At 73.2% G+C, this 26,706-nt stretch carries 28 protein-coding genes and 1 pseudogene; 13 read left to right on the top strand and 16 right to left on the bottom strand.

The window, feature by feature from the left end:
* Positions 1 to 96 precede the first annotated feature (96 nt).
* Positions 97 to 837 (top strand): MIP/aquaporin family protein, encoded by a 741-nt coding sequence (locus AB0F89_RS11225; RefSeq protein ID WP_367135212.1) that lies wholly within the window; start codon positions 97 to 99, stop codon positions 835 to 837.
* Positions 838 to 851: 14 nt separating this feature from the next.
* Positions 852 to 2,357 (top strand): glycerol kinase GlpK, encoded by a 1,506-nt coding sequence (glpK, locus tag AB0F89_RS11230; protein WP_367135214.1) that lies wholly within the window; start codon positions 852 to 854, stop codon positions 2,355 to 2,357.
* A gap of 51 nt (positions 2,358 to 2,408) precedes the next feature.
* Here the strand turns inward: glpK and AB0F89_RS11235 are convergent, their stop codons facing one another.
* Positions 2,409 to 3,812 carry an NAD(P)H-quinone dehydrogenase gene (locus tag AB0F89_RS11235; RefSeq protein WP_367135216.1) on the bottom strand — a complete coding sequence of 468 codons (1,404 nt, stop codon included), beginning with the start codon at positions 3,810 to 3,812 and terminating at the stop codon, positions 2,409 to 2,411.
* A gap of 170 nt (positions 3,813 to 3,982) precedes the next feature.
* Between AB0F89_RS11235 and AB0F89_RS11240 the strand changes: the two genes are divergently transcribed.
* Complete coding sequence (locus AB0F89_RS11240; protein WP_367135217.1) at positions 3,983 to 4,432, top strand: gamma-glutamylcyclotransferase family protein; 450 nt, start codon at positions 3,983 to 3,985, stop codon at positions 4,430 to 4,432.
* A 58-nt stretch (positions 4,433 to 4,490) separates the two neighbouring features.
* On the opposite strand, the gene AB0F89_RS11245 is transcribed toward AB0F89_RS11240, so the two are convergent.
* The 9 genes from AB0F89_RS11245 to AB0F89_RS11285 form a co-directional block, all read right to left on the bottom strand.
* The gene (locus AB0F89_RS11245; RefSeq protein ID WP_367135219.1) at positions 4,491 to 5,408 is read right to left on the bottom strand and encodes a DUF559 domain-containing protein; all 918 of its coding nucleotides are present in this window, start codon (positions 5,406 to 5,408) and stop codon (positions 4,491 to 4,493) included.
* Positions 5,409 to 5,543: 135 nt separating this feature from the next.
* The gene (locus AB0F89_RS11250; protein ID WP_367135221.1) at positions 5,544 to 6,335 is read right to left on the bottom strand and encodes an ESX secretion-associated protein EspG; all 792 of its coding nucleotides are present in this window, start codon (positions 6,333 to 6,335) and stop codon (positions 5,544 to 5,546) included.
* Positions 6,335 to 7,657, bottom strand: a complete 1,323-nt coding sequence (locus AB0F89_RS11255; RefSeq protein WP_367135223.1) for a PPE domain-containing protein — start codon at positions 7,655 to 7,657, stop codon at positions 6,335 to 6,337. The genes AB0F89_RS11250 and AB0F89_RS11255 overlap by 1 nt, the downstream gene beginning before the upstream one ends.
* Positions 7,658 to 7,685: 28 nt before the next feature.
* On the bottom strand, positions 7,686 to 8,063 hold the full coding sequence (locus AB0F89_RS11260; protein ID WP_367135225.1) for a transcriptional regulator: 378 nt from the start codon (positions 8,061 to 8,063) through the stop codon (positions 7,686 to 7,688).
* Between the two features lie 99 nt (positions 8,064 to 8,162).
* Complete coding sequence (locus tag AB0F89_RS11265) at positions 8,163 to 8,750, bottom strand: DUF3558 domain-containing protein (RefSeq protein ID WP_367135227.1); 588 nt, start codon at positions 8,748 to 8,750, stop codon at positions 8,163 to 8,165.
* A 6-nt stretch (positions 8,751 to 8,756) separates the two neighbouring features.
* The gene (locus AB0F89_RS11270) at positions 8,757 to 9,197 is read right to left on the bottom strand and encodes a GNAT family N-acetyltransferase (protein ID WP_367135229.1); all 441 of its coding nucleotides are present in this window, start codon (positions 9,195 to 9,197) and stop codon (positions 8,757 to 8,759) included.
* 11 nt (positions 9,198 to 9,208) lie between these two features.
* The gene (locus AB0F89_RS11275; protein WP_367135231.1) at positions 9,209 to 10,081 is read right to left on the bottom strand and encodes an HAD family hydrolase; all 873 of its coding nucleotides are present in this window, start codon (positions 10,079 to 10,081) and stop codon (positions 9,209 to 9,211) included.
* Positions 10,078 to 10,488 carry a DUF1707 domain-containing protein gene (locus AB0F89_RS11280; RefSeq protein ID WP_367135233.1) on the bottom strand — a complete coding sequence of 137 codons (411 nt, stop codon included), beginning with the start codon at positions 10,486 to 10,488 and terminating at the stop codon, positions 10,078 to 10,080. The genes AB0F89_RS11275 and AB0F89_RS11280 overlap by 4 nt, the downstream gene beginning before the upstream one ends.
* A 10-nt stretch (positions 10,489 to 10,498) precedes the next feature.
* Positions 10,499 to 12,271 (bottom strand): biotin carboxylase N-terminal domain-containing protein, encoded by a 1,773-nt coding sequence (locus AB0F89_RS11285; protein ID WP_367135235.1) that lies wholly within the window; start codon positions 12,269 to 12,271, stop codon positions 10,499 to 10,501.
* Between the two features lie 313 nt (positions 12,272 to 12,584).
* Here AB0F89_RS11285 and AB0F89_RS11290 point away from each other — a divergent pair, with 313 nt between their 5' ends.
* Complete coding sequence (locus tag AB0F89_RS11290) at positions 12,585 to 13,061, top strand: hypothetical protein (protein WP_367135237.1); 477 nt, start codon at positions 12,585 to 12,587, stop codon at positions 13,059 to 13,061.
* Positions 13,062 to 13,194: 133 nt separating this feature from the next.
* Here AB0F89_RS11290 and AB0F89_RS11295 read toward each other — a convergent pair whose 3' ends face one another.
* Positions 13,195 to 14,523 carry a dicarboxylate/amino acid:cation symporter gene (locus tag AB0F89_RS11295; protein ID WP_367135239.1) on the bottom strand — a complete coding sequence of 443 codons (1,329 nt, stop codon included), beginning with the start codon at positions 14,521 to 14,523 and terminating at the stop codon, positions 13,195 to 13,197.
* Positions 14,524 to 14,698: 175 nt separating this feature from the next.
* Positions 14,699 to 15,304, bottom strand: a complete 606-nt coding sequence (locus tag AB0F89_RS11300) for a nucleoside triphosphate pyrophosphatase (protein ID WP_367135241.1) — start codon at positions 15,302 to 15,304, stop codon at positions 14,699 to 14,701.
* 130 nt (positions 15,305 to 15,434) lie between these two features.
* Between AB0F89_RS11300 and AB0F89_RS11305 the strand changes: the two genes are divergently transcribed.
* Positions 15,435 to 15,839, top strand: a complete 405-nt coding sequence (locus AB0F89_RS11305; protein WP_367135242.1) for a hypothetical protein — start codon at positions 15,435 to 15,437, stop codon at positions 15,837 to 15,839.
* A 147-nt stretch (positions 15,840 to 15,986) separates the two neighbouring features.
* Here AB0F89_RS11305 and AB0F89_RS11310 read toward each other — a convergent pair whose 3' ends face one another.
* Entirely contained in the window at positions 15,987 to 16,199 is a 213-nt protein-coding gene (locus AB0F89_RS11310; protein WP_367135244.1) for an acyl-CoA carboxylase subunit epsilon, read from the bottom strand.
* Positions 16,196 to 17,827, bottom strand: a complete 1,632-nt coding sequence (locus tag AB0F89_RS11315; RefSeq protein ID WP_367135246.1) for an acyl-CoA carboxylase subunit beta — start codon at positions 17,825 to 17,827, stop codon at positions 16,196 to 16,198. Before AB0F89_RS11315 ends, AB0F89_RS11310 begins: the two co-directional genes overlap by 4 nt.
* 175 nt (positions 17,828 to 18,002) lie before the next feature.
* On the opposite strand from AB0F89_RS11315, the gene AB0F89_RS11320 reads away from it, so the two are divergent.
* The 8 genes and pseudogenes from AB0F89_RS11320 to AB0F89_RS11355 all read left to right on the top strand — a co-directional run.
* The gene (locus AB0F89_RS11320; protein WP_367135248.1) at positions 18,003 to 18,791 is read left to right on the top strand and encodes a biotin--[acetyl-CoA-carboxylase] ligase; all 789 of its coding nucleotides are present in this window, start codon (positions 18,003 to 18,005) and stop codon (positions 18,789 to 18,791) included.
* Between the two features lie 50 nt (positions 18,792 to 18,841).
* The gene (locus AB0F89_RS11325) at positions 18,842 to 19,372 is read left to right on the top strand and encodes a PH domain-containing protein (RefSeq protein WP_367135251.1); all 531 of its coding nucleotides are present in this window, start codon (positions 18,842 to 18,844) and stop codon (positions 19,370 to 19,372) included.
* On the top strand, positions 19,359 to 20,288 hold the full coding sequence (locus AB0F89_RS11330) for a hydroxymethylglutaryl-CoA lyase (protein WP_367135252.1): 930 nt from the start codon (positions 19,359 to 19,361) through the stop codon (positions 20,286 to 20,288). The genes AB0F89_RS11325 and AB0F89_RS11330 overlap by 14 nt, the downstream gene beginning before the upstream one ends.
* A 27-nt stretch (positions 20,289 to 20,315) precedes the next feature.
* Entirely contained in the window at positions 20,316 to 20,999 is a 684-nt protein-coding gene (locus tag AB0F89_RS11335) for an adenosylcobinamide amidohydrolase (protein ID WP_367135254.1), read from the top strand.
* Positions 20,996 to 21,469 carry a YbaB/EbfC family nucleoid-associated protein gene (locus AB0F89_RS11340; protein ID WP_367135256.1) on the top strand — a complete coding sequence of 158 codons (474 nt, stop codon included), beginning with the start codon at positions 20,996 to 20,998 and terminating at the stop codon, positions 21,467 to 21,469. The genes AB0F89_RS11335 and AB0F89_RS11340 overlap by 4 nt, the downstream gene beginning before the upstream one ends.
* Positions 21,466 to 21,774: a WXG100 family type VII secretion target gene (locus AB0F89_RS11345; protein ID WP_367135258.1), complete on the top strand. Its 309-nt coding sequence runs from the start codon at positions 21,466 to 21,468 to the stop codon at positions 21,772 to 21,774. Before AB0F89_RS11340 ends, AB0F89_RS11345 begins: the two co-directional genes overlap by 4 nt.
* A 14-nt stretch (positions 21,775 to 21,788) precedes the next feature.
* Positions 21,789 to 24,428, top strand: a complete 2,640-nt coding sequence (locus AB0F89_RS11350) for a TNT domain-containing protein (RefSeq protein ID WP_367135260.1) — start codon at positions 21,789 to 21,791, stop codon at positions 24,426 to 24,428.
* Positions 24,425 to 24,673: pseudogene (locus AB0F89_RS11355) on the top strand (hypothetical protein); the annotation flags it as partial. The gene AB0F89_RS11350 and the pseudogene AB0F89_RS11355, both read left to right, overlap by 4 nt.
* Before the next feature lie 76 nt (positions 24,674 to 24,749).
* Here AB0F89_RS11355 and AB0F89_RS11360 read toward each other — a convergent pair.
* Both AB0F89_RS11360 and AB0F89_RS11365 read right to left on the bottom strand, forming a co-directional pair.
* Positions 24,750 to 26,024 (bottom strand): ATP-binding protein, encoded by a 1,275-nt coding sequence (locus AB0F89_RS11360; RefSeq protein WP_367135262.1) that lies wholly within the window; start codon positions 26,022 to 26,024, stop codon positions 24,750 to 24,752.
* The gene (locus AB0F89_RS11365; RefSeq protein WP_367135264.1) at positions 26,024 to 26,695 is read right to left on the bottom strand and encodes a response regulator transcription factor; all 672 of its coding nucleotides are present in this window, start codon (positions 26,693 to 26,695) and stop codon (positions 26,024 to 26,026) included. The genes AB0F89_RS11360 and AB0F89_RS11365 overlap by 1 nt, the downstream gene beginning before the upstream one ends.
* Positions 26,696 to 26,706: the final 11 nt, after the last annotated feature.

The raw sequence follows: 26,706 nt of genomic DNA on the forward strand, positions 1-26,706 counted from the left end.
GATCAGGTCGGAACTAGCGTCAACCAGCATCGTGGGGTGGGCAGCGCCGCCGGACCCGGACCGTGCGCCCTCCTGTCTAGGCGAGGAGGTCGGCGAGTGAGCAGTGGCTCGATCTTCGTGTGGGAACTGTTGGGCACCGCGATCCTGATCCTCTTGGGCGCGGGTGTCGTCGCCAACGTCGTGCTGAAGGACACGCTCGGCAACGCGGGCGGCTGGCTCCTGATCAACATCGGCTGGGGTTTCGCGGTCTTCGCGGGCGCCAGCATCGCCGCCCCGAGCGGCGCTCACCTCAACCCCGCGGTCACCCTGGGCCTGGCGATCGCGGACAAGACGCCCTGGGGCCAGGTCCCCGTCTACTTCGCCGGCCAGCTGCTCGGCGCGTTCCTCGGCGCGGTGCTCGCGTGGCTGGCCTACAAGGCCCAGTTCGACGCGCACGACGACCCCGCGGGCACCCGCGGCGTCTTCTGCACCGGCCCGACCATCCCCCGGAAGGGCTGGAACGTCGTCACCGAGGTGATCGGCACGTTCGTGCTGGTCGCGTGGGTGCTGCTGAGCCCGGCCGCGAAGGGCGCGGCGGACGGCGTGCCGCAGCTGGGCAACGCCGCCCTCGGCTACGCCGGCGTCGCGTTCGTCGTCATCGGCATCGGCGCCTCGCTCGGCGGTCCCACCGGCTACGCCATCAACCCCGCCCGCGACCTCGGGCCGCGCATCGCCTACGCGATCCTGCCCATCCGCGACAAGGGCAGCGCCGAGTGGGGCTACGCCTGGGTGCCGGTCGTCGGCCCGCTGGTCGGCGGCGCGCTCGCCGCACTCCTGTACCTGGTTCTCCCGGTCTGAAAGGACTCCAGCGCATGACGCAGTACGTGGCCGCGATCGACCAGGGCACGACGTCGACCCGGTGCATGATCTTCGACCACTCGGGCCGCGTGGTCTCCGTCGACCAGAAGGAGCACGAGCAGGTCTTCCCGAAGGCCGGGTGGGTCGAGCACGACGCCAACGAGATCTGGACCAACACCAGGCAGGTGGCCGCGGGCGCGTTGGCCAAGGCCGACCTGACCACCGCCGACGTCGCCGCGGTCGGCATCACCAACCAGCGCGAGACCGCCCTGGTCTGGGACCGGACCACCGGGCAGCCGGTGTACAACGCGATCGTCTGGCAGGACACCCGCACCGACCGGATCTGCCAGGACCTCGCGGCCCTCGGCGGCGGCCAGGAGCGGTACCGGGACAAGACCGGCCTGCCGCTGGCGACGTACTTCTCCGGCCCGAAGGTCCGCTGGATCCTCGACAACGTCGAGGGCGCGCGGGAGAAGGCCGAAGCCGGCGACCTGGTGTTCGGCAACATGGACACCTGGGTGCTGTGGAACATGACCGGCGGGGTGAACGGCGGCCTGCACGTCACCGACCCCACCAACGCGTCCCGCACGCTGCTGATGGACCTCGACACCCTGGACTGGGACGAGGGCATCGCGGCCGACATGGGCATCCCGCTGTCGATGCTGCCGGAGATCCGCTCGTCGTCCGAGGTCTACGGCAAGGTGCGCGAGCGCGGCGCGCTGGCCGGCGTGCCCATCGCGGGCATCCTCGGCGACCAGCAGGCGGCGACGTTCGGCCAGGCGTGCCTGTCGCCGGGCGAGGCCAAGAACACCTACGGCACCGGCAACTTCGTGCTGCTCAACACCGGCACGGACAAGGTGATGAGCGACAACGGCCTGCTCACCACCGTCTGCTACAAGATCGGCTCGCAGGCGCCCGTGTACGCGCTGGAGGGCTCGATCGCGGTCACCGGCTCGCTGGTGCAGTGGCTGCGCGACAACCTCGGCATGATCTCGTCGGCCGCCGAGATCGAGGAGCACGCGCGGACCGTGGAGGACAACGGCGGCGCGTACTTCGTGCCCGCGTTCTCCGGCCTGTTCGCGCCGTACTGGCGGTCGGACGCGCGCGGCGCGATCGTCGGCCTGACCCGGTTCGTGAACAAGGGCCACCTGGCCCGCGCGGTGCTGGAGGCCACGGCGTTCCAGACCCGCGAGGTGATCGACGCGATGAACGCCGACTCGGGCGTGCCGCTGACGGCGTTGAAGGTCGACGGCGGCATGGTCGTGAACGAGCTGCTGATGCAGTTCCAGGCGGACGTCCTGGGCGTGCCGGTGATCCGCCCGGTGGTCAACGAGACCACCGCGCTGGGCGCGGCCTACGCGGCCGGCCTCGCCGTCGGGTTCTGGGAGTCGGAGGACGACATCCGGCAGAACTGGGCGCGGGACAAGCAGTGGGAGCCGGCGATGGACGACGACACCCGCGCCGCGACCTACGCGCAGTGGAAGAAGGCCGTCACCAGGACCTTCGACTGGGTCGAGTGAGGTCGTCGGGGCGCCGTCCCACCCGGGCGGCGCCCCCTCCTCCCGGCCGGCTCAGTCCAGGTCGTCGTGGCGCATGAGCTGGCGGCCGGCCTCGGTGATCGACCCGGTCAGCGACGGGTAGACCGAGAACGTGGTGGCCAGGTCGTCCACCGTGAGCTGGTTCTGCACGGCCAGCGTGATCGACAGGATCAGCTCGCTGGCGTTCGGCGCGACGACGACACCGCCGATCACCACGCCCGTCGCCGGGCGGCAGAACAGCTTCACGAAACCGCGGCGCAGGCCCTCCATCTTGGCCCGCGGGTTGGTCGCCAGCGGCAGCATGATCGTGCGCGCGGGCACCTCGCCGGAGTCGATGGCCTGCTGGCTGATGCCGACGCTGGCGATCTCCGGGTTGGTGAACACGTTCGCCGCGACCGTCTTGAGCCTGATCGGGCTGACGCCCTGGCCGAGCGCGTGCCACATCGCGATGCGGCCCTGCATGGCGGCGACGCTGGCGAGCAGCAGCAGGCCCGTGCAGTCACCCGCCGCGTAGACGCCGGCGACGTTCGTGCGCGACACCCGGTCGACCGGGATGTACCCGCCCCGGCCCAGCTCGATGCCGATCTTGTCCAGGCCGAGGTCGGCGGTGTTCGGGACCGAGCCGACCGTCATCAGGGCGTGGCTCGCTTCGATCGTGCGACCGTCTTCCAGGTGAATCAGGACGCCGTCGCCGACGTTCTCCACCCGGTCCGCGCGGGCGTGCTTGACCACCGCCGTGCCGCGTTCGGCGAAGACGTCCTCCAGCACCACGGCCGCGTCGGCGTCCTCGTGCGGGAGCACCCGGTCGCGGCTGGAGACCATGGTCACCTTCACGCCCAGTTCGGTGTAGGCGGAGGCGAACTCCACACCGGTGACACCCGACCCGATGACGGCCAGGTGCTCGGGCAGCTCCGGGAGGTCGTAGATCTGCCGCCAGGTGAGGATCCGCTCGCCGTCCGGCTCGGCGCCGGGCAGCACGCGCGGGGTCGCGCCCGTCGCGATGAGCACCACGTCGGCGGGCAGGACCTCCTTGTCGCCGTCCTCGGCGATGACCACGACCTCGTGCTGGGCGAGGCCGCGGGCGTTGTCGCAGAACTTGCCGATGCCGTTGACGATCCGGACGCCCTCGCGCTGGAGGCGGGCCCGGACGTCGGCCGACTGGGCCAGCGCGAGGCCCTTCACCCGTCCGTGGACGACCGGGAGTTCGACCGCCGCTTCCGCGTTGTTCGTGCGAATGCCCAGCTCACCGGCGTTGCGGAAGGCGCTGCGGCCCCCTGCGGAGGCGATGAACGTCTTCGACGGCACGCAGTCGTAGAGCACGCAGGCGCCGCCCAGGCCCTCGCGTTCCACGATGGTCACGTCGGCCCCGTGCTGGGCCGCGACCAGTGCCGCCTCGTAACCTGCGGGGCCACCGCCCATGATGACGATGCGGGTCACGACACGTCCTCCTCGTGGTCTCGGCGCTGCTCGCGCCGCTGCTCAGGCCGCTGCTCGCGTCGCTGTTCACGCCGCCGGCGGCCGCTGGTAACCGTACGCGGTCGGGTGTCGGGGCGCGTCGTCCGGTCTTCCGTCCCTCGCGGTGATCGCAAGGTCGCTAGGCTGTGGTCGTGCCGCTCTATGCCGCGTACGGGTCCAACATGGACCCGAACCAGATGATGGAGCGAGCCCCCTACTCCCCCATGGCGGGGACCGGGTGGCTCGCCGGATGGCGTCTGACGTTCGGTGGCGAGGACCTCGGCTGGGAGGGCGCGCTCGCCACCATCGTCGAGGACCCCGACTCGCAGGTGTTCTGCGTGCTCTACGACGTGAGCCCGCGCGACGAGTCCCGCCTCGACCGCTGGGAGGGCGCCCTCGGGCTCTACAAGAAGATCCGCCTGCGCGTCCAGACCCTGGAAGGCTCGGCGACCGCCTGGCTCTACGTCCTGGACGCCTACGAGGGAGGTCTGCCCTCGGCCCGCTACATCGGCGTCGTCGCCGACGCCGCCGAAGCCGCCGGCGCCCCCGACGACTACGTCGCCGACCTCCGCACCCGCCCCTGCCAAGGCATCGGCCCCTAACCCCCACGAGAGTCCAACCCTCAGCCCGCGAGAGTCCTACCTCCAGCGCGCGAGAGTCCTACACCCAGAACGCGTGAGTCCTACGTTCAGGACTCCCGAGTTCAACACTCAGCTGTCGGAACAGGTGCACGGGGTTCCGCAGGTCCGACACGTCCGCCCTGATCACCTTCCACCCGCGTCGCCGCAGGTCCTCGTCACGGGACTGGTCCGCTGCGGCCTTGTCGACGTGCGCCGCGTAGCCGTCGTACTCCAGCGCCACGCGCGCGTCCGGCCAGGCGAAGTCCAAGCGCCAGATCTCGCGGTCGTCCAGGTCGCGGATGGAGTACTGCGGTTCGGGGAGCGGGAACCCCGCGTCGGCGATGATCAGGAGCAGCGTGCTCTCCGCCGGGGACTCGGGCAGTCCCGTGGCGAGGTCCAGCAAGAACGCGCCCCGCCGTCGACCGCGGTGGTCACGACGGGCGGCCATGCGCACGGCGAGGTCGGACTTGAACTCGGCTCGCTGCTGCGGTGGAAGAGCGCCGAGCGCTTGATCGGCGCAGGCCAGGGCGGTGGAGCGGTGACGGCCCCGGCAGAGCAGGTCGGTGAGGGCGAAGTCGAGCACCATGCACCGCAGGCCCTCCACCTCGACCACGTCCGCTGGGTCGAACTGGTGGTAGTGGACGGCGAGGTCCCGGCGTGGGCGGAGCCTGCGGTCGTAGTTCAGGAGGACGTGCACCCGGTTGGTCTCGGCGGCCGTGCAACCGTGCAGCCAGACCGCCGTGTGGTCGGTCAGCGCCGCGTCCGGTCCGGCCATGAGCAGCGCGGCGGCGGCCCGGGTGCGCAGGCTGGTCATGCGCTCCCGCTGGATGACGACCGTGCGGCAGTAGCTGACCAGGTGGCCGTCGCGGATGGCACGGCTCAGCGCTTGCGAGCCGATGCGGTCGTGCAGACGGGTGCGGGAGTAGGCGCCGTGGAGGCCGGAAGGAAATTCGATCATGTAGAACCGAGTGCCGAGGCCCCCGATTCCGTACACGGTTCACCTGATCGTGGGAGGCCACCCGGTCTGAGCGTTGAATTCAGGTGCTCTGAGCGTTGGACTCTCGCGGCTTGAGCGTTGGACTCTCGCGGGGGGTTAGGGGGTGAGGGAGGTTAGGTGTTGGGCGAGGCGGCGGGAGTCGACGGGGGAGACGGTGCTCCAGGGTTGTTGGCCCGGGGTGGCGCGGCGGAGTTGGACGTAGCGGCCGTGGGGGTTGTCGAAGAACGAGACGACGTGGTCCTGGCGGACGCGCTTGCCCCACTTGTCGCGGTTGGCGGCGCCGAACTGGCCGCGGTGGCCGGCGTCGCGGAACATGTCGGCCAGCGTGTGGGCGTCCGCCTGCCGGACGCCGCGGGCCACGAGGGCCTGCTCCAGCTCCTCCGGGGTGTTGGCGTGGGCCGCGGCGGCGTCCAGGTCGGCGCTGGGCAGCGTGACCGAGTGGCCGGGACCGGCGGGCAGCGGCGGGAGCACGGACAGGGCCTCGCGGGGCAGCCCCTCGGCGGAGGCCGGGCGCAGGGTCAGCTGGTCGTGGGCCAGGACGGCCAGGACGCCGGACTGGCCCTTGGCGGCGGCCAGGACGCGGACGCTGTGCCCGAGCCACAACCGGCCGTCCACCTCCTGCTGCGGCCGGTTGAGCAGGTGCAGCAGGTCCTCCAGCATCGGGTCCAACGACACCGGGCGACCGAGGCCGCGCCGGTCCAGCTCCGCCCACGCCCGCTGCTCCAGCTCGGCGCGCTCGGCGTGCGTCTTGCCGGGTGACGGCACCTTCAGCACCAGCGGCATGGTCTCCAGCCGCAGGTGCTCCCACAGCACGTCGAACTCCAGCGCCGAGATCGTCACCGGTTCGCGCAGGTCGTTGCTGCCCAGGTCCAAGCCGAACGTCGTCATCAGCGGGTCGTGCTCTCCCCGATCACCGGGGGCGAGATGGTCCCGCCGACGCCGTAGATGTCGTCGGTCTCCCGGAGGTAGTCCGCCGCGTCGTGGAGGGCGTCTTCCTCCTCCTCCGCCGCACCGCGGGCGCCGCCCAGGCCGCCGAACGGGTCGAACGCGGGCTGCGCCGGCATCGGCGTGCTGCGCTTGTGCACGGTGTCGTTGTTGCCGCCCTGACCCGCGCCCATCAGCGACCCCGTCGAACCGCCCGGACCCGCCGCCGTCGCCGCGTGCTGCGCGTTGGCCGTCGCGAACGCGCCCAACTCCGCCGAGCTCACGCTCGTCGTGCCGACCGGGAGCGGACCACCGGCGCCACCGGCGCCCGCCGCCAGCTGCTGGCTGCCGTTGACCTGCTGCTCCGTCGTCACGTCGGGGCCGGTCGAGGAACCCGACGACGAGCCCGACGAGCCCGACTTGCGCCGGTCCTGCTGCCCGCCGCTGCCACCGATCACGCCGCCCGGCCCGAACGTCGCCGAACCCGGCCCGTTCGGCAACGCCGCGGTGGACGCCCTGGTGGAACCGGAACCGGAACCGGCCGTGCCCGCCGCCGCGGACGACGTGCCCGTCGACCCGCGGCCCTCGTACGTCGGCTGGGACACCGGCCGCTGCGCGAACGCGCCGCCACGACCGCCGCGACCGCCGTGCCTGCCACCGCGATAACCGCCGCGACCGCCGCGCGGACCGCCGTAACCCCACCCGGGCCCGGACACGCCCGCCGAGTCGTTGCGCACCGCCTCGGCCCCGCTGATCACGAGCTGCGGCGGCTGGTGGAACTGGCCCAGCGTGCTGGTGTTGGAGAACGTGCTGGACGCGTAGGTCGTCATCACCTCTCGCGCGCGCTGCTCGGCCGCGTTCTGCGCCTTCTCCTGCTGCTCGAAGTCCGTCTGCCCGCCCACCAGGTTGGTCAGCACGCTGACGAGCAGGTTCGGCTCCTCCGCGGTCACCTTCACCGGCGGCGGCATGTCCGCGCGCGCCTTGGCGATGTAGTCCGCCTGCAGCTCGGCCGAGATGCGCATGACCTCGGCGCCGGCGCGGGCGTCGTCCGCCCACGAGGCCAGCGGGTTCACGCCCGTGCGCGCACGATCGGCGGCGTCGCCCTCCCAGCTGGCGCCGGAGCGCAGCACGCCCCGGTGCAGCTCGGCGTTGATCTCGGTCAACGCGGCCGAGACGCCCTGCCACCGCTCCATCGAGGCGTGCGAGGCCTTCGGCCCCGGCCCGGAGTTGATCTGCTCGTACAGCTCTTCGTGGCTGTACCCGCTCCAGCGGTGCCCATCGGGCATGAACGCTCCCCTTGCCTGCGCCGGGCGCTCAGCGGCTGCCCTGCTGTCCCATCAACCCGGTGTTGTCTTCTTCGATGGACTGGTACTGCTGCTCGACCAGGGTGAGCGCGTCCATCGCCGACTTGAGCTGCCGCTGGTAGTTCTCCAACGCGATCAGCGCCGAGTCGCCCGATTCGAGCGACCGCTCGTTGAACCGCTCCGCGGCGTCCTGGCTCACCGGGTCGCCGGCCCACGGCCGGACCCTGACCTCGGTGATGGCCAGCTCGATCTGCTCGTCCAGCTTCGACAGCGCGCCCGCGAACGCGCTGCGCAGCCCCGGGATGGCGCCGGGCTCCACGTTCAGCGTGTGCGACAGCGGCGGTGGTGATCCCGTGTCGGCGCCGTGGCCTCGGTCTTCGAACGGCATGGACGACCTCCCGCCTTCACTCGTTCCGTCGCGCATGGTCACTCTAGCCACCCGGTACGACAGCGGGGAGTAGGTGGGACCGCACATCCCCCGCGTGGGTCAGCGCCGTTGCAGCAAACCGGCTACCGCCGCTTCTGCCGCCCGTTGCGCCCCTTGGCACAGAGTGTCCTGCTTGGCTGCTGTTTCGTTACCGCCGTCGCGGAACATCACGTCGAGGAACTGCCCCTCCGCGACGTCCACCTCGACGTTGCACACGTTGTCCATGCCCGGCGTCCGCACGATCAAACCGGGAAATCCGGCGACCGCGGTCGGCCTGGCGTCGACCTGGGCGTTCTCGCTGAGCCACACGTCAACGCCCTCCACTGTGACGAGCGCGAGCCGCACCACGTTCCCGCTGATCGTGCTGCGCATGGTGCACGCCTTCGCGTTGCCGAAGCCCGTTTCCACGTAGGCGCTCGGCGGGTTGTCCAGGCTCAGCCGGACCCGCTGCTCCGGCGACAGCACCGCGCACGGGTCCACGTCGTCCAGCCGCACGTCCCGCGGCCTGGGGGGTAACGACAGCGCGGTGGTCGTGGTGACGGGCAGCGGCTCGTCCAGCCGGCCGTCGGCCTTCTTCTCCGGTACGGGCGTGCAGGCGGCCATCGCCATCGCGCACAGCGTGGCGGTGAGCACCTGAGCAGCCCTCATGGACACCTACCGTAGCCGGGTCCACACGCGGAGTGGACCCCCGGCTGTGAAGCCGCACTTCTCGGCCACCCGCCGAGCCGCGTCGTCCGGTGGTCTCGCGGTGATCAGCGGCAGGTCGAGGAACCCGAAGCCGAACCGCAGCACGGCCTGCGCCGCGTGCGTCGCGATGCCCCTGCCGCGCAGGTCGGGCGTGGTCCAGCAGCTCAGCTCGCCGGCGCGGGTCAGCACGACCTCGCCGACCGCCGTCCCGGTCAGCTGGTCGCACACGGCCCAGGAGCAGGCTTCGCCGCTGTGCCACTGCTCCGCGCGTTCGGCGATGTGCCCGCCCGCCGCGGCCAGGTCGGGGTGCAGCCCGCCGCCCACCAGCGCCACCCGGTCGTCGATCCGGTCGTCGGCGCGGAGTTGGCGCAGGTAGAACTCACCCGCGTTGATCTCGACGGCCTCCATGGGCCGGGAGACTAGTCCGTGACGAAGCCGTCGTAGCGCCGGGCCAGCGCTTCGAGCAGCCCGCGGTGCGCGGCGGCGGCCTGCCCGTCCGGACCGGTGATCAACTCCACCACCCAGTCGGCGTCCTCGACGTCGTCCTCGCCCGCCAGCAGGTCCTTGTGCACCGCGCACGGCGACCAACCGGCCTCGGCCAGCTCGCGCGCGGCTTCCCCGGCGTCGCCGCGGTCGTGCAGCACCAGCAGCAACGACCCGCCGGGACCGGTCGCGCCCGGACCGCCGGCCTCGTCCAGCAGGCCGCGCGACGACAGCGCCCCGTGCAGCGCGGGGAAGTCCGGCGTGTGCACGGCGTCGATGCCGACGGTCCGCGCCGCCTCCGCGTTGGTCGCGTTGTCGTCGCAGAACAACGTCCCGGAGGGGGAGTGCTGCAGCACCCGCAGCGCGCGCCGGAACGCCTCGGGCGACGGCTTGGCCACCCCGAGCCGCGCGGACGACACGACCGCGTCCACCTCGCGGTCCAACCCCAGCGCCGCCAGGTCGTCCGGCAGCCGGTCGGTGGCGTTGGACAGCAACGCCACCCGGCACCGCTCGCGCACCCGCCGCACCAGCTCCAACGCCTCGGGGATCACCTCGCCGGCCCGGGTCCACGCCGCCACCGCGTCCGCCGCGCGTTCCGGCGACAGACCCTCGACGGCCAGCTGCCGCCGCACCGCCGCGCGCCACTCCCCGTCGGTGGCCCGACCGGCCGTCGCGGGACCGGACAGGGAGAACGACACCCGCGCCAACGTGCCGCGCGGCAGGCCGAACCGGTCCTCGACCGGCCCGTCCGGCGGGAACCGCCGCAGCACGCCGTCCAGGTCGAGGAGCAGCAACGACGGCGCGCTCAACGACCACCGATCCGGCTGACGAGCAACATCGTCGCAGGCACCAGCAGGAACACCAGCGGCGTCTTCGCCGCGAAGTACAGCACCACGCTCACCAGCGCGACCACCGTCACCAGGGCGTTGCGGACCCGCGGGTCGAACTCGCCCGCGCGCCGGACCGACGCCCGGCGCGCGGCCGGGACCGGGGTCTCGCGGACCGGCGGCGGGTCGACCGCGGTGAACCGCGGCCGCGGCGCGGGCAGGTCGGCGAACAGCGCGAGCAGGTCACCGCGGGTCTTCGCGGTGGTGACCCGGGCGGAGCGGTCGCCGTACTCGTCCACGGTCAACCGCCCCTCGCCGAGGTGCGTGCCGAGCAGTTCGAGCGCGTGCTGGCGCTCCGCGTCGCCGATCCGGATCTCCCGCTCGCTCACAAAGGTGAGCCTATTCCTTGATCTCGCAGATGACCGTGCCCTGGGTGACCGCCGCGCCCGGCTCGGCGGCCAGGCCGGTGACCACGCCCGACTTGTGCGCGGTGACCGGGTTCTCCATCTTCATGGCCTCCAGCACGACGATCAGCTCGCCCGCCTCGACCTGCTGACCGTCCTCGACCGCGACCTTGACGATGGTGCCCTGCATGGGCGCCGCCACCGCGTCACCGGACGCCGCCGCACCGCCCTTGCCGCCGGCGCGCTTGCGCGGCTTGGTCTTCACGCCCGCCTTCGCGCCGCCACCGCCACCGCCGCCGAACGCCAGGTCACCGGGCAGCGAGACCTCCAGCCGCCGCCCGCCGACCTCGACCACCAGGGTCTGCCGCGGCTCGTCGTCCTCGGCCTCCGCGCCGCCGGCGAACGGCGCGATGGTGTTGTCGAACTCGGTCTCGATCCACCGGGTGTGCACGGTGAAGCCCTCGTCCGTGCCGACGAACGCCGGGTCGCGCACGATCGCGCGGTGGAACGGCAGCACGGTGGCCATGCCCTCCACCACCATCTCGTCCAGCGCGCGCCGCGCCCGCTCCAGGGCCTGCGCGCGGTCCTCGCCGGTGACGATCAGCTTCGCCAGCAGCGAGTCGAACTGGCCGCCGATGACCGTGCCGCTCTCCACGCCCGCGTCCACCCGGACACCGGGGCCGGCGGGCGCGGTGAACGTGGTGACCGTGCCGGGGGCGGGCAGGAAGTTGCGGCCCGCGTCCTCGCCGTTGATGCGGAACTCGATCGAGTGACCGCGCGGGGTCGGGTCCTCGGTGAACCGCAGCGGCTCGCCGGCGGCGATGCGGAACTGCTCGCGCACCAGGTCGAGGCCCGCGGTCTCCTCGCTGACCGGGTGCTCCACCTGCAGCCGGGTGTTGACCTCCAGGAACGAGATCGTGCCGTCCGCCGCGACCAGGTACTCGACCGTGCCCGCGCCGTGGTAGCCGGCCTCCTTGCAGATGGCCCGCGCGGAGGTGTGGATCGCGGCGCGCTGCTCGTCGGTGAGGAACGGCGCGGGCGCCTCCTCGACCAGCTTCTGGTGCCGGCGCTGCAACGAGCAGTCGCGGGTGCCGACGACGATGACGTTGCCGTGCTGGTCGGCCAGCACCTGCGCCTCGACGTGCCGCGGCTTGTCCAGGTACCGCTCGACGAAGCACTCGCCGCGGCCGAACGCCGTGACGGCCTCGCGCACCGCGCTGTCGAACAGCTCGGGGATCTCCTCCAGCGTGCGGGCGACCTTCAGGCCGCGGCCGCCGCCGCCGAACGCCGCCTTGATGGCCACCGGCAGGCCGTGCTCCCGCGCGAACGCGACGACCTCGTCCGGGCCGTTCACCGGGTCCTTGGTGCCGGGGACCAGCGGCGCGCCCGCGCGCGTCGCGATGTGCCGCGCGGTCACCTTGTCGCCCAGGTCGCGGATGGCCTGCGGGGTCGGTCCGATCCAGGTCAGGCCGGCGTCCAGCACGGCCTGCGCGAAGTCCGCGTTCTCGGACAGGAAGCCGTAGCCGGGGTGCACCGAGTCCGCGCCCGCGCGCTTGGCGACGTCCAGGAGCTTGTCGATGGAGAGGTAGCTGTCCCCGGGCGTGCTGCCGCCCAGGGCGAACGCCTCGTCCGCCAACCGGGCGAACGGGGCGTCCCGGTCCGGATCGGCGTACACGGCGACGCTGGACAGACCGGCGTCCCGGCAGGCACGGATGACCCGGACGGCGATCTCACCGCGGTTGGCGACGAGGACCTTGCGCAGCGACACGACGTCCTACCTCCTGGCAACGCTCGAACTTCTGTCGGCAATGGTCGGGAAGTTTAGTGACCCGTCAGTACCCGGTGACCGAGAGACAGCTCACGCTTGGGTGGAACAATCGGGAATCGTGACACGCCCGCCTGCTGCCGCGCTTCTGACAGCTTGCGCAGCTGTGCTAACCACTATCGCGGGACTGGTCATCGCCTGGTCACTGCGTCTTCCCGCCGTGCCGGAGCAGAGCACGACCGTGCCGCAGGACGAATTGCGGTGCGGTGCGACGGCGTGCCGTTCGGTGGTGAAGCAGGAGGTTGGCGTCGATTCAGTGGAATTGCTGGTCGGCGAGGGCGCGGGCCGCATCCGGACCAACGGCGCATCGGGGCCGAACATCTTCGAGCTGACCATCGCGTCGTCGGGCGCGCAGATCGACTCGGACTCGCTGCGGTGCGTCGACGCCGAGGTCGGGGTGTGCCTGGTGCGGGGCGGCGTCGGCGGCGAGGTGCTGGGCGAGGTGCTGGTGCGCCGGTCGGGGGCGTGGTCGCGGGCGCAGGTGCCGTACGTGTCCAGCGGGGCGTACCTGGCGCTGGTCGACGTGAACGCGGACGCGGTGGCGGACGTGGTGGCCGTGCAGCGGTCGTGCCAGGTGGACGCGGACTGCTCGCGGTGGTTCGCGCAGGTGTTCTCGCTGACCGGCGGTGGCGGCGAGCTGGGCTGCACGCCGGTCGTGCGCGAGCCGGAGTCGCTGCCCGGCTGGCCGACCGTCACCCCGGACCCGTCCGACCTGCGCCCGTGCGGCCCCTGACCACCCGCTCCGCCCCTGAACGCAGAACTCGGGGGTCCCGACCGTTCGACTCGCGGGACGCCAGTGTTCGACTCGCGCGAGTCGAACACTCAGGGCCGGCGTGTCGAACGTTCAGGACCCCCGAGTTCTGCGTTCAGGCGGGGACGGTGGTGGGGCGGGGGGTCGGGCCGGAGAGCAGCGGGGGTTCGCTGGGGGCGTTCAGGACCTCGTCGTCCAGCAGGCCCTCGCCGCGGGCGACCAGGACCGGGACGGTGATCTGGCCGGTCACGTTGGTGGCGGTGCGGACCATGTCCAGGATCGGGTCGATCGCGTAGACCACGGCGACACCGGTGGCGATGACCTCCGGCGGCATGTTCACCGCGCCCAGGGTCAGCGTCAGCATGGTGAACCAGCCGGTGGTCCCGGCGGTGGCCAGGGCGCCGAACACGGCCACCGCGACGATCGCCACGTACTGCCACACGCCCAGCTGCACGCCGAACAGGTTCGCGATGAACACCGTGGCGATGGCCGGGTACACGGCGGCGCAACCGTCCATCTTCGTGGTGGTGCCCAGCGGCACGGCGAACGACGCGTAGTCGTCGTCCACGCCGAGGTTGGCGGCGGTCTGCCTGCTCAGCGGCAGGGTCGCGCCCGACGAGCGGGACACGAAGGCGAACTGGATCGCGGTCCACGCCTTGCTGAAGAACGTCACCGGCGACACCCGGCCGACGAACCGCAGCAGCAGCGGGTACACCACGAACAGCACCAGCAGCGACCCGCCGTACACCGACGCGATCAGCGAGAACAGCGGCTGGACGAACGAGTTGCCGTACGTGGCGAACGCGGTGCCGATCAGGCCGAACACGCCGATCGGGGCCAGCAGCACGATCCAGCCGACGATCTTCTGGATCAGGTCGAACGCCGACCGCGTCAGCGTGACGAACGGCGCGGCCCGCTCGCCGAGCGCGTACGCGGCGAAGCCGACCAGCACCGAGATGAACACGACCTGGAGCACTTCACCCTCGGTGAACGCGCTGAACAGGTTGGACGGGATCAGGGTCTCCAGCAGCGTGCTCCACGAGCCCTGGTCGCGGGCGGCCAGCTTCTCCACGGCCGCCTGCGACGGCTCGACCTGCACGCCGGAGCCCGGCTTGAAGATCAACGCGATGGCGAGGCCGACGAGCACGGCGATCAGCGACGTGGCGGCGAACCACAGCAGCGTCTTGCCGCCCAGCCGGGCCGCGCGGTTCGTGCCCAGGCGGCGGAGGCTGGTGATGCCCACCACGATGGCGGTGAACACCAGGGGGATGACGGTGAACTGCAGCAGGCTGGTGAAGACGTCGCCGATCTGCCCCAGGGCGGTGGTGAGCCACGCCTGGTCGGTGGCCTTCGCCAGGTACCCCGCGAGCGCACCCAGGACGAGCGCGGCGAGGACGGTGGCGCCGAAGACCTTCGGCTTGGTGTAACTGCGGACGAACGACACGGGTGCTCCGGGTTGGGTGCGCAGGGACGACGGGGGGCGGCGTCAGCCGCGACAACCCGTGTTCGTCCTGCGCCCGAAGTCGATGTGACGGCGGCGCGTCAGCAGTTCACCCACAGCCCCTCCAACGCGAATGCGTTTCAAGGAGCTTCCCGGATCGGGGAAAGTGTGACAACCGCTACCAGATGGCGGACACCGGGACGCCGACCTGGCGCAGCAGCCGCCGGGTCAGCGGCAGGCTGATGCCGATCACGCTGGACGGGTCGCCGTCGATGCCGTCCACGAACCAGCCGCCCAGGCCGTCGAGCGTGAACGCGCCCGCGACCCGCAGCGGCTCGCCGGTCGACAGGTACGCCTCCAGCTCGTCCTCGGTCGGCCGGCCGAACCGGACCAGCGTCGCCTCGTGCCCGACGGCCCGGTCCACCACCTGCCCGCCGCGCATCCGCAGCACGGCGTGCCCGGTCAGCAGGGCGCCGGTGGTGCCGGCCATCTTCTTCCAGCGCTCGCGCGCGACGTCGACCGTGCCCGGCTTGCCGTGCACCTCGCCGTCGGCGGTGCGCAGCATCGAGTCGCAGCCGATGACCACGGCGTCGTCCTCGTCGCGGGCGATCGCCTCGGCCTTGGCCTCGGCCAGCGCCGTGACCAGCTCCTCCGGCGTCGGGTCGGTGAGCGAGGCGGCCAGCGCGTCCTCGTCGACGCCGGACACGCGGACGACGGGCTCCACCCCGGCGGCGCGGAGCACGGCCAGGCGGGCGGGGGACTGGGAGGCGAGGACGAAGCGCACGGCGTGCAGCCTAGGGCGCAGGCCGTGAACCACCCGAACGGGCGGCAGCCGATCGTGTCGAGCAGGACTGCCGGGGCGCTGCGTAGAACTACCGATGCGCGCTGCGCGGGGGTTGGGCAACCTCGGAGACGTGCAGCGTTTGGCTCTGGTGGTCCGCAGGACCGACCGGGGTCGAGGCCGGTACCGGTGGCTCCTGGTCGTGCCGGCCGTCCTGGCCCTGGTCCTGGTCGGTCGGGTGGTGTCGACCGACCCGGTCGGCTACGGCGTGCCGTTCTGGCCGTTCGCGAACGGCAGCGACCACGTCGAGCACCGGGTGATGGACGACGTCACCACGACCGCGCGCGCCCTGGGGCACCTGGACGAGGTGCCGTCGGCGCTGGCGGCCGAGGGGGTGGAGGTGCTGGAGGTGCGGATCGACGCGGGCAGCATGTGGATGCGGGTGCGGCTGCACGTGCCGGACGGCGCCCGGTGCCGGGAGGTGACGGTGCTCGGGGACACCGGCATCCAGGTCAACTCACGCCGCGTCGACTGCTGACGAGGCCGGGGCGAGCGGCGCACGACGCCCACGACGAGCGCCGGAGGCACAGGGCTGCTCGGGCCAGGACACGCCGAAGACCGCCGCCGGGTGCGGTGCCGGCGGCGGTTGTCGGAGTCCGAGCGGTGCCGGGAGCCCGAGCGGTGCTCAGCCGGGCAGGCCGGAGGCGCGCCACGCGCCCGGGCCGTGCGGCAGCGGGCGCCTGACCTGCCTGGACCTGTCCGACCACGCCGAACCGCGGGGCGCGTCGCCCGCCGGTCCGTCGGCAGCCGCCAAGCCCGTCACGATCGCCGCCAGGGCGGCCAGCTCCACGTCGTCCGGGTTGCCACGCACCACCCGGAGGTGCGGTTCGCCGTTCACAGCGGGATGTTCCCGTGCTTCTTGGGCGGCAGCACCTCGCGCTTGTCGCGCAGCATCGCCAACGACCTGGCGACGTGCGCGCGCGTGAAAGAGGGAGGGATCACACCATCAACATAACCGCGTTCGGCGGCGACGTAAGGGTTGCAGAGGGTGTCTTCGTACTCCTGCTGCAGCCGCGCCCGCAGCGCGTCCACGTCCTCACCGGCCGTCGAAGCGGCTGCCAGCGTCTTGCGGTGCACGATGTTCGCCGCGCCCTGCGCGCCCATGACAGCGATCTGCGCCGTCGGCCACGCCAGGTTGATGTCCGCGCCCAGGTGCTTGGAACCCATCACGTCGTACGCGCCGCCGTACGCCTTCCGGGTGATCACGGTGACCAGCGGCACGGTCGCCTCGGCGTAGGCGTAGATCAGCTTCGCGCCGCGCCGGATGATGCCGTTCCACTCCTGGTCGGTGCCGGGCAGGAAGCCGGGCACGTCCACGAAGGTCAGCACCGGGATGTTGAACGCGTCGCAGGTCCGCACGAACCGGGCGGCCTTCTCCGAGGCGTCGATGTCCAGGCAGCCCGCGAACTGGGTCGGCTGGTTGGCCACGATGCCGACCGAGTGGCCGTCCACCCGGCCGAACCCGATCAGGATGTTGGGCGCGAACAGCGGCTGGACCTCCAGGAACTCGCCCTCGTCCAGCACCCGGGTGATGACCTCGTGCATGTCGTACGGCTGGTTGGCCGAGTCCGGGATCAGCGCGTCCAGCTCGCGGTCGGAGTCGGTGACGGAGTCCTCGACCGAGCCGTGCACCACGTCGTCCGGCGCGTCGAAGACGGGCGGCTCGGACATGTTGTTCGCGGGCAGGTAGGACAGCAGCTCCTTGACGTAGGAGATGGCGTCCTCCTCGTTGTCACCGAGGTAGTGCGCGTTGCCCGACTTGGTGTTGTGGGTGCGCCCGCCGCCCAGCTCCTCGAAGCCGACGTCCTCGCCGGTGACGGTCTTGATCACGTCCGGGCCGGTGATGAACATGTGCGAGGTCTGGTCGACCATGACCACGAAGTCGGTCAGCGCGGGCGAGTAGACGTGACCGCCCGCCGCCGCGCCCATGATCAGCGAGATCTGCGGCACGACGCCGGACGCGGCCACGTTGCGGCGGAAGATCTCGCCGTAGAGGCCGAGCGAGACGACGCCCTCCTGGATGCGCGCGCCGCCGCCCTCGTTGATGCCGATGATCGGCCGGCCGGTCCTGATGGCCAGCTCCATCACCTTGACGATCTTCTCGCCGTACACCTCGCCGAGCGAGCCGCCGAAGATCGTGACGTCCTGGCTGAACACGCACACCGGGCGGCCGTCGACGGTGCCGTAGCCGGTCACCACGCCGTCGCCGTAGGGCCGGTTGCGGTCCTGGCCGAAGTTGGTCGAGCGGTGCCGCGCCAGCTCGTCCAGCTCGACGAACGAACCGGGGTCGAGCAGCAGCCCGATGCGCTCGCGGGCCGTCTTCTTGCCCTTGGAGTGCTGCTTCTCCACCATGCGCGCCGAGCCCGCGTGCACGGCCTCCTCGTTGCGCCGGTGCAGGTCGGCCAGCTTCCCGGCGGTGGTGTGGACGTCCGGCTCCTCGCCGATGGGGGCGGTCGCACTGCTCATGAGGCGGCAGCTTAACCAGCCCTTCTCAGCGCGGTGGGGTGTACGTAGCCCAGCTCACTGCGCGACGACTTGACCTCCAGCGCGGTGGAGGTCGCAGGCTTGATCACGCGGCCCGCCCCACCTCCACACCGCTCCGACGAAGCGCGTGGGGCGGGTCGCTCCTACCCTTCGGGGCGTGACTCTGGACGCCGCCGCACTGCGCGACAAGCTCATCGGTCCCTACGCGGCCCTGGACGTGGTCGCCGAGACCGGTTCCACGAACGCCGACCTGAGCGCCGCGGCCGATCGGGGCGCGCACGACCGCACCGTCCTGGTCGCCGAGCGCCAGAGCGCGGGCCAGGGCCGCCGCGGCCGGGGCTGGACGTCGCCCACCGGCGGCCTCTACCTGAGCGCGCTGTTCCGCCCGACCGGTGTGGCGCCCTCGCGGCTGCCGTGGCTGACGCTGCTCGCGGGCTTGGCGCTGGTCCGCACCGCCAGGGGCGTCGGCGTGGACGCGACCCTCAAGTGGCCGAACGACCTGCTCGTCGGTGACGCCAAGGCGGCGGGCGTGCTGGCCCAGGCCGCCGCCGGCCCGGGTCCGGCCGTGGTCGTCGGCATCGGGCTCAACGTGGCCGCGCTGCCCGCCGACGTCGAGCCCGGCGCGGGCGGCCTCGTGCCGACCAGCCTCGAAGACCACGCCGGGCCGTTGGACCGGACGCAGGTGGCGATCACCCTGCTGGCGGAGCTGGCCGCGCTGGAGCGGCGGTGGCGGGAGGCCGGCGGCGACGAGCCGTCGTCGCGCGAGGAGTACCGCGAGCACTGCGTCACGCTCGGCCGCCGGGTGCGGGTGGAGCTGGCCAGGGGCGAGTCGCTGCTCGGCACGGCGCGCTACCTGGAGACCGACGGCACGCTGGTGGTGCGCGACGAGGACGGCGTCGACCACTCCGTTTCCGCCGGGGACGTGGTGCACCTCCGGGTACGGTGAGGTGGCCCAGACCGAGGCCCCCGGACCCGGGCCCACCGAAGGGACCCCTCGTGGCCTACCCGGACGACCTGCTCAGCCCCGGCGAGCACGTCGTGATCCACCAGCACCCGCACTGGAGGGTGCTGCTCGGGCCGGTGCTGGCGCTCGTCGTCGCGGTCGGCGGCGGCGCCTACCTGAGCGTGCTGGTGTCGGACCTCGGCTGGGCACCGGTCGGCTGGGTCGTGCTGGGCGCGGTCGTCGTGGTGCTGGTCGCCTGGCTGACCGTCGCGCCGCTGCTGCGCTGGGGCACCACGCACTTCGTCATCACCAGCGACCGCGTGATGTACCGGATCGGGGTGTTCAAGCGCACCGGCCTGACCATCCCGCTGGACCGGGTGAGCAGCGTCCGCTTCGAGCACGGGCTGGTCGACCGGCTGCTCGGCTGCGGCACGCTGGTCGTCGAGTCGGCCTCCGACGAGCCGTTGGAGTTCGACGACATCGCTCGCGTGGAGCGGGTGCGGTCCACGCTGTACCGGGAGATCAACGACAACCCGGCCGACGACCACCGGCCGGAGGACAGGGTCGCAGATGGGCGCGCGTGAAGTCGGACTGCCGGACACGGTCGGCACGGGCGGTCTGCCGGACCGCGTGACGATCTGGGAGGTCGGGCCGCGGGACGGGCTGCAGAACGAGTCCGAGGTGGTGCCGGTCGACGTCAAGCTGGAGTTCCTGGACCGGCTGGCCGACGCGGGCGGCACGGTGCTGGAGGCCACGAGCTTCGTGCACCCCAAGTGGGTGCCTCAGCTGGCCGACGCGGAGGAGCTGCTGGCCGGGCTGGTCAAGCGCCCCGGCGTGGAGTACCCGGTGCTGGTGCCCAACGAGCGCGGCCTGGAACGGGCGCTGCGGGCGGGCGTCGAGCACGTCGCGATCTTCGCCAGTGCCACCGAGACGTTCGCGCGGCGCAACCTGAACCGGTCGCTGGACGAGCAGTTCGCCATGTTCGACCCGGTGGTGTCCCGGGCCAGGGCCGAGGGGCTGCGGGTCCGCGGGTACGTCTCGATGTGCTTCGGCGACCCGTGGGAGGGCGCCGTGCCGCGCGACCAGGTCGTCGGCGTCGGCAAGCGGCTGCTGGACATGGGCTGCGACCAGCTCTCGCTCGGCGACACGATCGGCGTGGCCACGCCCGGTCAGGTGACCGCGCTGCTGGCGGGCTTCGACGACGTGGACCGGCTCGCGGTGCACTTCCACGACACGTACGGGCAGGCGCTGGCGAACACGCTGGCCGCGCTGCAGTCGGGCGTGCGCACCGTCGACGCGTCCGCGGGCGGGCTCGGCGGCTGCCCCTACGCGGAGTCCGCGACCGGCAACCTCGCCACCGAGGACCTGGTGTGGATGCTCGACGGGCTGGGCGTCGAGCACGGCGTCGACCTGGACAAGCTGGCCGACACCAGCGCGTGGATGGCTCAGCGGCTGGGCCGGCCGAGCCCGTCGCGGGTGGTGCGGGCGCTGCGGGGGTAGGTCGGTGCGGTTCTCGGGGCCGGCGTCGTGATCGAGCGGCACCCCGGCGTCCTGGTGTGGCGGCTGCCCGCGCCGGTGCTGGCGATCTCGTCCGGGCCGCACGGCGGCGGGCTCGGCGTCCGGCACTGGGCGTTGAACGCGACCGTGCCGAGGGACTACGCGCGGCGCGACCCGGACGCGCACGTCCGGGAGATCGCCGCCGACCTCGGCCTGCGCGGCGCGGGCACCGGGCTGCTCACCGCCGTCGACGTGCGGGACGTGGTGGTGGAGGCCGACGGCGGCGTGCGGTCGTGGGTGACGACCGGGATCGGCGCGCACCCGACGTGGGCGGCCGGGCCGCCGGCCGGGGAGCTGCCCGTCGTCGGCACGATCAACGCGGTGTGCGTGCTGCCGGTGCGGCTGGCCGACGCGGCCATGGTGAACGCGGTCGCCACCGTCGCCGAGGCCAAGGCGCAGGCGTTGGGCGAGGAGGGCGTGCCGGGCACCGGGACGGTCACCGACGCGGTCGTGCTGCTGTGCCCGCTGGACGGTCCGGTCGAGCCCTACGGCGGCCCGCGATCGGTGATCGGCTCGGCGCTCGCCCGAACGGTCCACCGCGCCGTCCGCACCGGTATTTCGCTGGAGCGCTCGGGAACCGGGCCCCGGGTCGTAACGTCCAACGCGCGACCGACGACCATGCCCGGCGACGGCGAAGACCGGAGGTGGCCGTGACGACCGATCACCGCGCGCAGGTGGACCAGCTGCTGGCCGACTACCGGCGCAGCCGCGAGCAGCTGGCGTCCGCGCAGCGCGACCTGGCCCGGGTCTCCGGGGTGACCACCAGCCCCGACGGCTCGGTGACCGCGGTGGTCGACGCCAAGGGCGCGCTGGTCGACCTGGAGCTGACCGACGCCGCGTACCGGTTGCGGCCCGCGCAGCTCGCCCAGCTGGTCCTGCGGACCGCGCGGGAGGCGGCGGCCGAGGCCGCCGAGGGCGCGTACCGGGCGCTGAGCCCGGTGCTGCCCGCCGGCACCGACCCCGAGGCGTTGTTGCGCGGCACCGCCGACCTGCGCCCCGACGAGGTCCGGCCGCCCGAGCCGACCCGCCCGCGCCCGGTCGACGACGAGGACTTCGAGCAGCGCGAATGGCTCGAAGCGGAAGCCCCTGCCCCGGGCAGGACGCGCGCGAGGAGAACGAGATGAACGGCTTCCACACCGACCTCGCCCGGCTCGCCGAGGGCGCCGACGACTTCGCCGCGTTCGCCGAGCGGGCCGGGAAGATCGCGGGCGAGCTGAGCGGCGTGCTCGACTCGCTCGGCGAGTGCTGGGGGGCCGACGCGATCGGGCAGAGCTTCGCGGCGGGCCACGTGCGGCCGTCGGGTGACGTGCTCACCGGGTTGACCGGGTTGAGCGCCGGGTTCGGCGGGGTCGGCGAGCGCTTCGCCGAGACGGCCCGGACCTACCGCGAGACCGAAGAGGGCAACCGCAACGCGCTCGGCGCGATCTGACTCAGGGGGCCGTGATGGGGATCGAGCTGCCGGCCGAGCTGGCCGACGTCGCCGCCAAAGCCGGGGTGTCGTGGCCGCAGGCCGACGAGGACAAGATGCGCGCCTCGGCCACCGCGTGGCGGGACGCGGGCGCCAAGCTGTCCGCGCTGGCAGGCGAGTCCGACGGTTCGGCGGGCAAGGCGCTGGCCGCCATGTCCGGGGCGACCGGCGAGGCGGCGCGCGGCCACTGGAACGCGTTCACCGCGCCGGACGGCACGCTGAACTCCGTCGTGCGCGGCTGCCACGCGGCGGCCGACCGGCTGGACCACGCGGCCGAGCAGATCGCCGCGGCCAAGGTCGAGCTGGTGCGCGAGCTGGTGGACCTGGCGAAGAACAACGACGCGGCGCAGCAGGCGGCCGGCGCCGGGCACCCGACGGCGCTGCTCGGGTTGGACGTGGCGGTGCGCGGTGCGGCGGCGAACGTCGCCCACCTGACCGACGTGTTGACCAGCGCGGTGCGGTTGGACAGCGGCGTGCAGGTCGGCGGCCACCAGCTCCCGGTCAACGCCAACCCCGGCGTGCACGGCCCCGGTGCGCACGGTCCCGGCGACGTCGGTCCCGGTGAGGCCGGTCCGGGTCAGGGGTCCGGGGCGGGCGCCGGGGCGGGTTCCGGCTCCGGTGCTCCTGGCGCGGTTCCGGTGAGCGCTCCGGGCGGGCAGCCCCCCGGCCTGGTCGGTGGCTTGGTCGGCGGGCTGACCGACGTGGTGGTCCGGGCGACCGAACCGGCGGTGGAGCTGGTCGGCGCGGTCGCGCCGCCCGCCGCCGCCGTGGTCGACCCGTTGGTGGACAAGGCGAGCGACGTCGCCAAGGGCGCGGGCGGTGCGGTGGACGCGGCGGTCGACCGCACGCTCCAGGGCGCGGCGGACATCGTCCAGGGCGCCGATCACGGGCGCGGTCCCGACCACGGACGCGGTCCCGACCACGCGCCCGGCCGGTCCGGCGACGCACCCGGCCCCGGCAACACGCCCGGCTTGGGCAACGCGCCCGGTCCGGGCAACGCGCCCGGCTTGGGCAACGCGGTCGGCAACCTGGTCGGCAACGCGGTCGGTGGCGTGGTGAACCCGGTCCTGGGCGCGGCGTCCGGCGTCGCGGCCCCGGTGGTGGACGCCGTCAGCAGGCCCGAGGGCACGGTCACCCAGTCGGCGGCGGCGGTCCTGGACCGCCCGCTGGTGCCGCACGTCGAAGCCCCGCACGCGCAACCCGCCGCTCCGGCCGCGAACCAGGCCGCGCCACAGGGTCCGGCGTTCAACGGCCCGAACGTCGGTGGGGGTCCCGCACCGGCAGGTCCGGCCGCCGCAGCCGCCGCAGCGGCCGTCGCGCCCAACCCGGCCGCCAACGCCGCCGGCGCCGCTGCCAACGCCGCCGTCGCGAACACCCAGGCGCCGGGCCAGCAGGCAGCCCCGAAGGCCGAGGCGCGCGCCGCCCAGGCAGTCCAGGCCGCCCAGCCCCAGCCGGGTCAGGCCCCCGCGCAGGGACCGGGCCAGAGCCAGGGTCAAGGACCGGGCCAGGGGCAGAGCCAGAACCAGGGTCAGAGCCAGGGCGCTCAGGCCAAGGCCGAGAACCAGGCCAAGGCGGAAGCCCAGCCGAAGGCGGAAACCCAGGCCAAGGCCGAGAGCGCCGTCAAGGGCGACCTCAAGGGCGATCTCAAGAACGTCGACCCGAAGGACCTCGAGGAAGCCCTGGCCGCCGCCGCCGACCAGGTGAAGGACGGCGACCTCGCGTTCGCGATCGTCCCCGTCCCGATCGGCGGTCTCGGGGGCGGGCGCTCCCCGCTCCTGTCCGGCCCGACGGCGGCGGTCCTGCCGACCGGAGCCGACGACGCAGCCGACGACACCCCGCCCGCACCCCCGGTGCGGGCCGCGCGGACCGCGGAGCCGACCACCGAGGCGGCGGCGCTGTTCCTGCTGCACATGTTCCCCGGCGGCACGCTCCCGCCGCCCGCCGCCGCACCCGCCCGCCAGCTGCCACCGCCGTCCGAGGACGAGGCGTTCGCGGCGGGCCTGCGCTTCGAACCGCAGGGCCACCCCGACGGCCACCTGGTCGACACCTCCGCCCGGATCGGCCTGGACCTGAGCTTCGCCGGTCGGGAAGGGCTCGCGTCCCGGCTCTCCGGCGGGGGACCGGCCGGGGCGTCGACCGACCCGGCGCCCGCCCGCAACCGACCCCGCCTGGTCCTCACGCCCGGCGGCGCGGCGGACCCGGTGCTGCTCGACGGCTACGACCCGCTGGCCGGGATGAACGAGCGCGACTGGGACCGCCGGTTCCTGGTCCGCGCCGACCCGCCCGAGTACGCCTGGCCGCCCGGTGAGCTGTTCCCCGAGGGCGGCTACGAGGCGGGGCAGCCCGGTGTCCTCGCGGTCGGCGTCGAGCTGGACCGGTTCGGCGGGCCCGAGGGCCGGGTGCTGTCCGAGTCGGGGACGTCCTACGCCGCGCGCTCGCTGCCGCCCGCCCTGGTGGACGCGGGCTACCACCGCTACCGGGTGGTCAAGGTGCTGCCGGTGTGGTTCACCCTGTCCGCCGAGTGGTTCGGCCAGCCCGGCGGCGGTGTCCGGTACCGCGCCACCCACCCGGTGGCCGACCTGGTCGCGCTCGGCTACCTGGAGGAGATGGCATGAACGCGGAGTCGGTCCAGGGCTGGCTGCTGGCCGTCGGCGTGCCGGCCGAGGTGGTGTCGATCGGGGCGGAGGCCGACAACGCCTGGTGCCTGCTGCCGACCGACGAGGGCTTCGAGGTGTTCTGGCGCGAGCAGGGCAACCGGTACGACTGGGCGGCGTTCACCAGCGAGGACGTCGCCTGCCACTACCTGTTCGGCCGGCTGGTGTGGGCGCAGGTGGTGCGCGGCGCGGTCGGCGTGCTGCCCCAGCCGGAAGCCGCGCACCAGGAAGCCGCGCGCCAAGAGACGGCGCATCAGGAGACCGCGCGCCCGGAAGGCGCCGCTAGCGAGGCGTGAGGTCGGTCCGCCAGCTCACGCCCACCACGTCCTCCGCCTTCGGCACGGGCAGGAACACCGCGAACGTCGCGGGCCGGGCGGCGGACAGCTCCAGCCGCCCGCCGTCGGCGTCCACCAGCGCCCGCGCCAGCGCCAATCCCACGCCGGTGGACCCACCACCGGACACACCGCGCTCGAAGATGTGGTGCGCCAGCTCGTCCGGCACGCCCGCGCCGCCGTCGGCGACCTCCACGACGACCGTGCCGTCGTCACGCCGGGCGGACACGACGACGTGACCCTCGCCGTGCCGCAGGGCGTTGTCCAGCAGCACGCCGATCGCCTCGCGCAGCCGCGCGGGGGTCGCCCGCGCCAGCAGTCCGTGCGGCACCCGCACCCGCAGCACCCGCCCCACGCGGCGCAACGGCTCGCGCCACTCCTCGGCGATGGCGGTCAGCTCCGCGCCGAGGTCGAGCGGTTCCGCGCCGACCGCGCGGGCCGCCCGCGCCGCGGCCAGCATCTCGTTCAGCACCTCGGCCAGCCGCTCGGCCTGCTCCAGCGCGGACCGCGCCTCGGCGGCCGTGTCCGGTTCCGGGTGCAGCGACAACGCCTCCAGCCGCAGCTGCAACGCGGTCAGCCTGCTGCGCAGCTGGTGCGACACGTCACCGACCAGCTCCCGCTCCCGCTGCACGAGCTGCGCCAGCGCGCCCGCCGACCGGTCCAGCGCCTCGGCGACGAGGTCCAGCTCGGGCACGCCGTGCCGCCGGTCGTCGCGCCGGAAGTCGCCCGCGCCCAGCCGGGCCGCGCGCGCCGCCACGTGCCGCAGCGGCTTGGCCAGCTTGCGCGCCGTCACGGTGGCCACCACCGTCCCGGTGCCCACCGACAGCACGACCAGCAGCACGACCAGCGCCGCCACCTGGTACTGCGCGGTGTGCATCGGCGCGGACGACAGCTCCAGCCGGACCGTGCCCTGCTGCGCGATCGGCACCTCGACCGACAGCGGTTCCGGGCCGGGTGTCCGGCCGAACTCGCGCACCACGCCCCCCGACGTGACCACGAGGTGGCCGCCCTCGGGCACGCCCACCTCGACCGGGGCCAGGTCGATCGGCCGGTTGCTCGCGATCTGGTCGTCGATGGACGCCGCGATCCGCTGCGCCCGCGCGGCCAGGTCGGTCCGCGCGCCGTCCTCCACCAGCCGCAGCGCGGTGTAGCCGAGGGGTATCCCCAGGGCGAACCCGGTGACCGCGACGGCCAGCAGGATGGCCCGCAGTATCCGGCTGCGCATCAGTCGGCCGTGTTGAACCGGAAGCCGACGCCGCGCACGGTCGCGATGCGGCGCTCCACCGAGCGCACGTCACCGAGCTTCCGCCGCAGCCAGGACATGTGCATGTCGAGGGTCTTGCTGCTCTTCAGCTCCGGGTCGTTCCAGACCTCGGACAGGATCTCGTCCCGGTGCACCACCTGGCCCGCGCGCTGGATCAGCACGCGCAGCAGCTCGAACTCCTTGTTCGCCAGCTGCACCTCCAAGCCGTCCACCGTGACCCGGCGGGCGGCGAGGTCCACCCGGACGCCGTTGACCTCCAGCGTGCCCGGCGCGCGGCGGCGCAGCAGGGCGCGGATGCGGGCCATCAGCTCGGCCAGCCGGAACGGCTTGGCCACGTAGTCGTCCGCCCCCGCGTCCAGCCCGACGACGAAGTCGACCTCGTCGGACCGCGCGGTCAGCATCAGCACCGGCAGCCCGCGACCGTCCGCGCGCAGCCGCCGGCACACCTCCAGCCCGTCCATCCCGGGCAGGCCGAGGTCCAGCACCAGCAGGTCGACGCCGCTGTGCGTGGCCGCGTCCAACGCGCCCGGTCCGTCGGCGACCACCTGCACCTGGTAGCCCTCCCGCTGCAGCGCGCGGGAAAGCGGTTCGGCGATCGCCGGGTCGTCCTCGGCCAACAAGACCACGCTCACAGGACCCAGGG

This window comes from Saccharothrix sp. HUAS TT1, assembly GCF_040744945.1.
Taxonomy (GTDB): domain Bacteria; phylum Actinomycetota; class Actinomycetes; order Mycobacteriales; family Pseudonocardiaceae; genus Actinosynnema.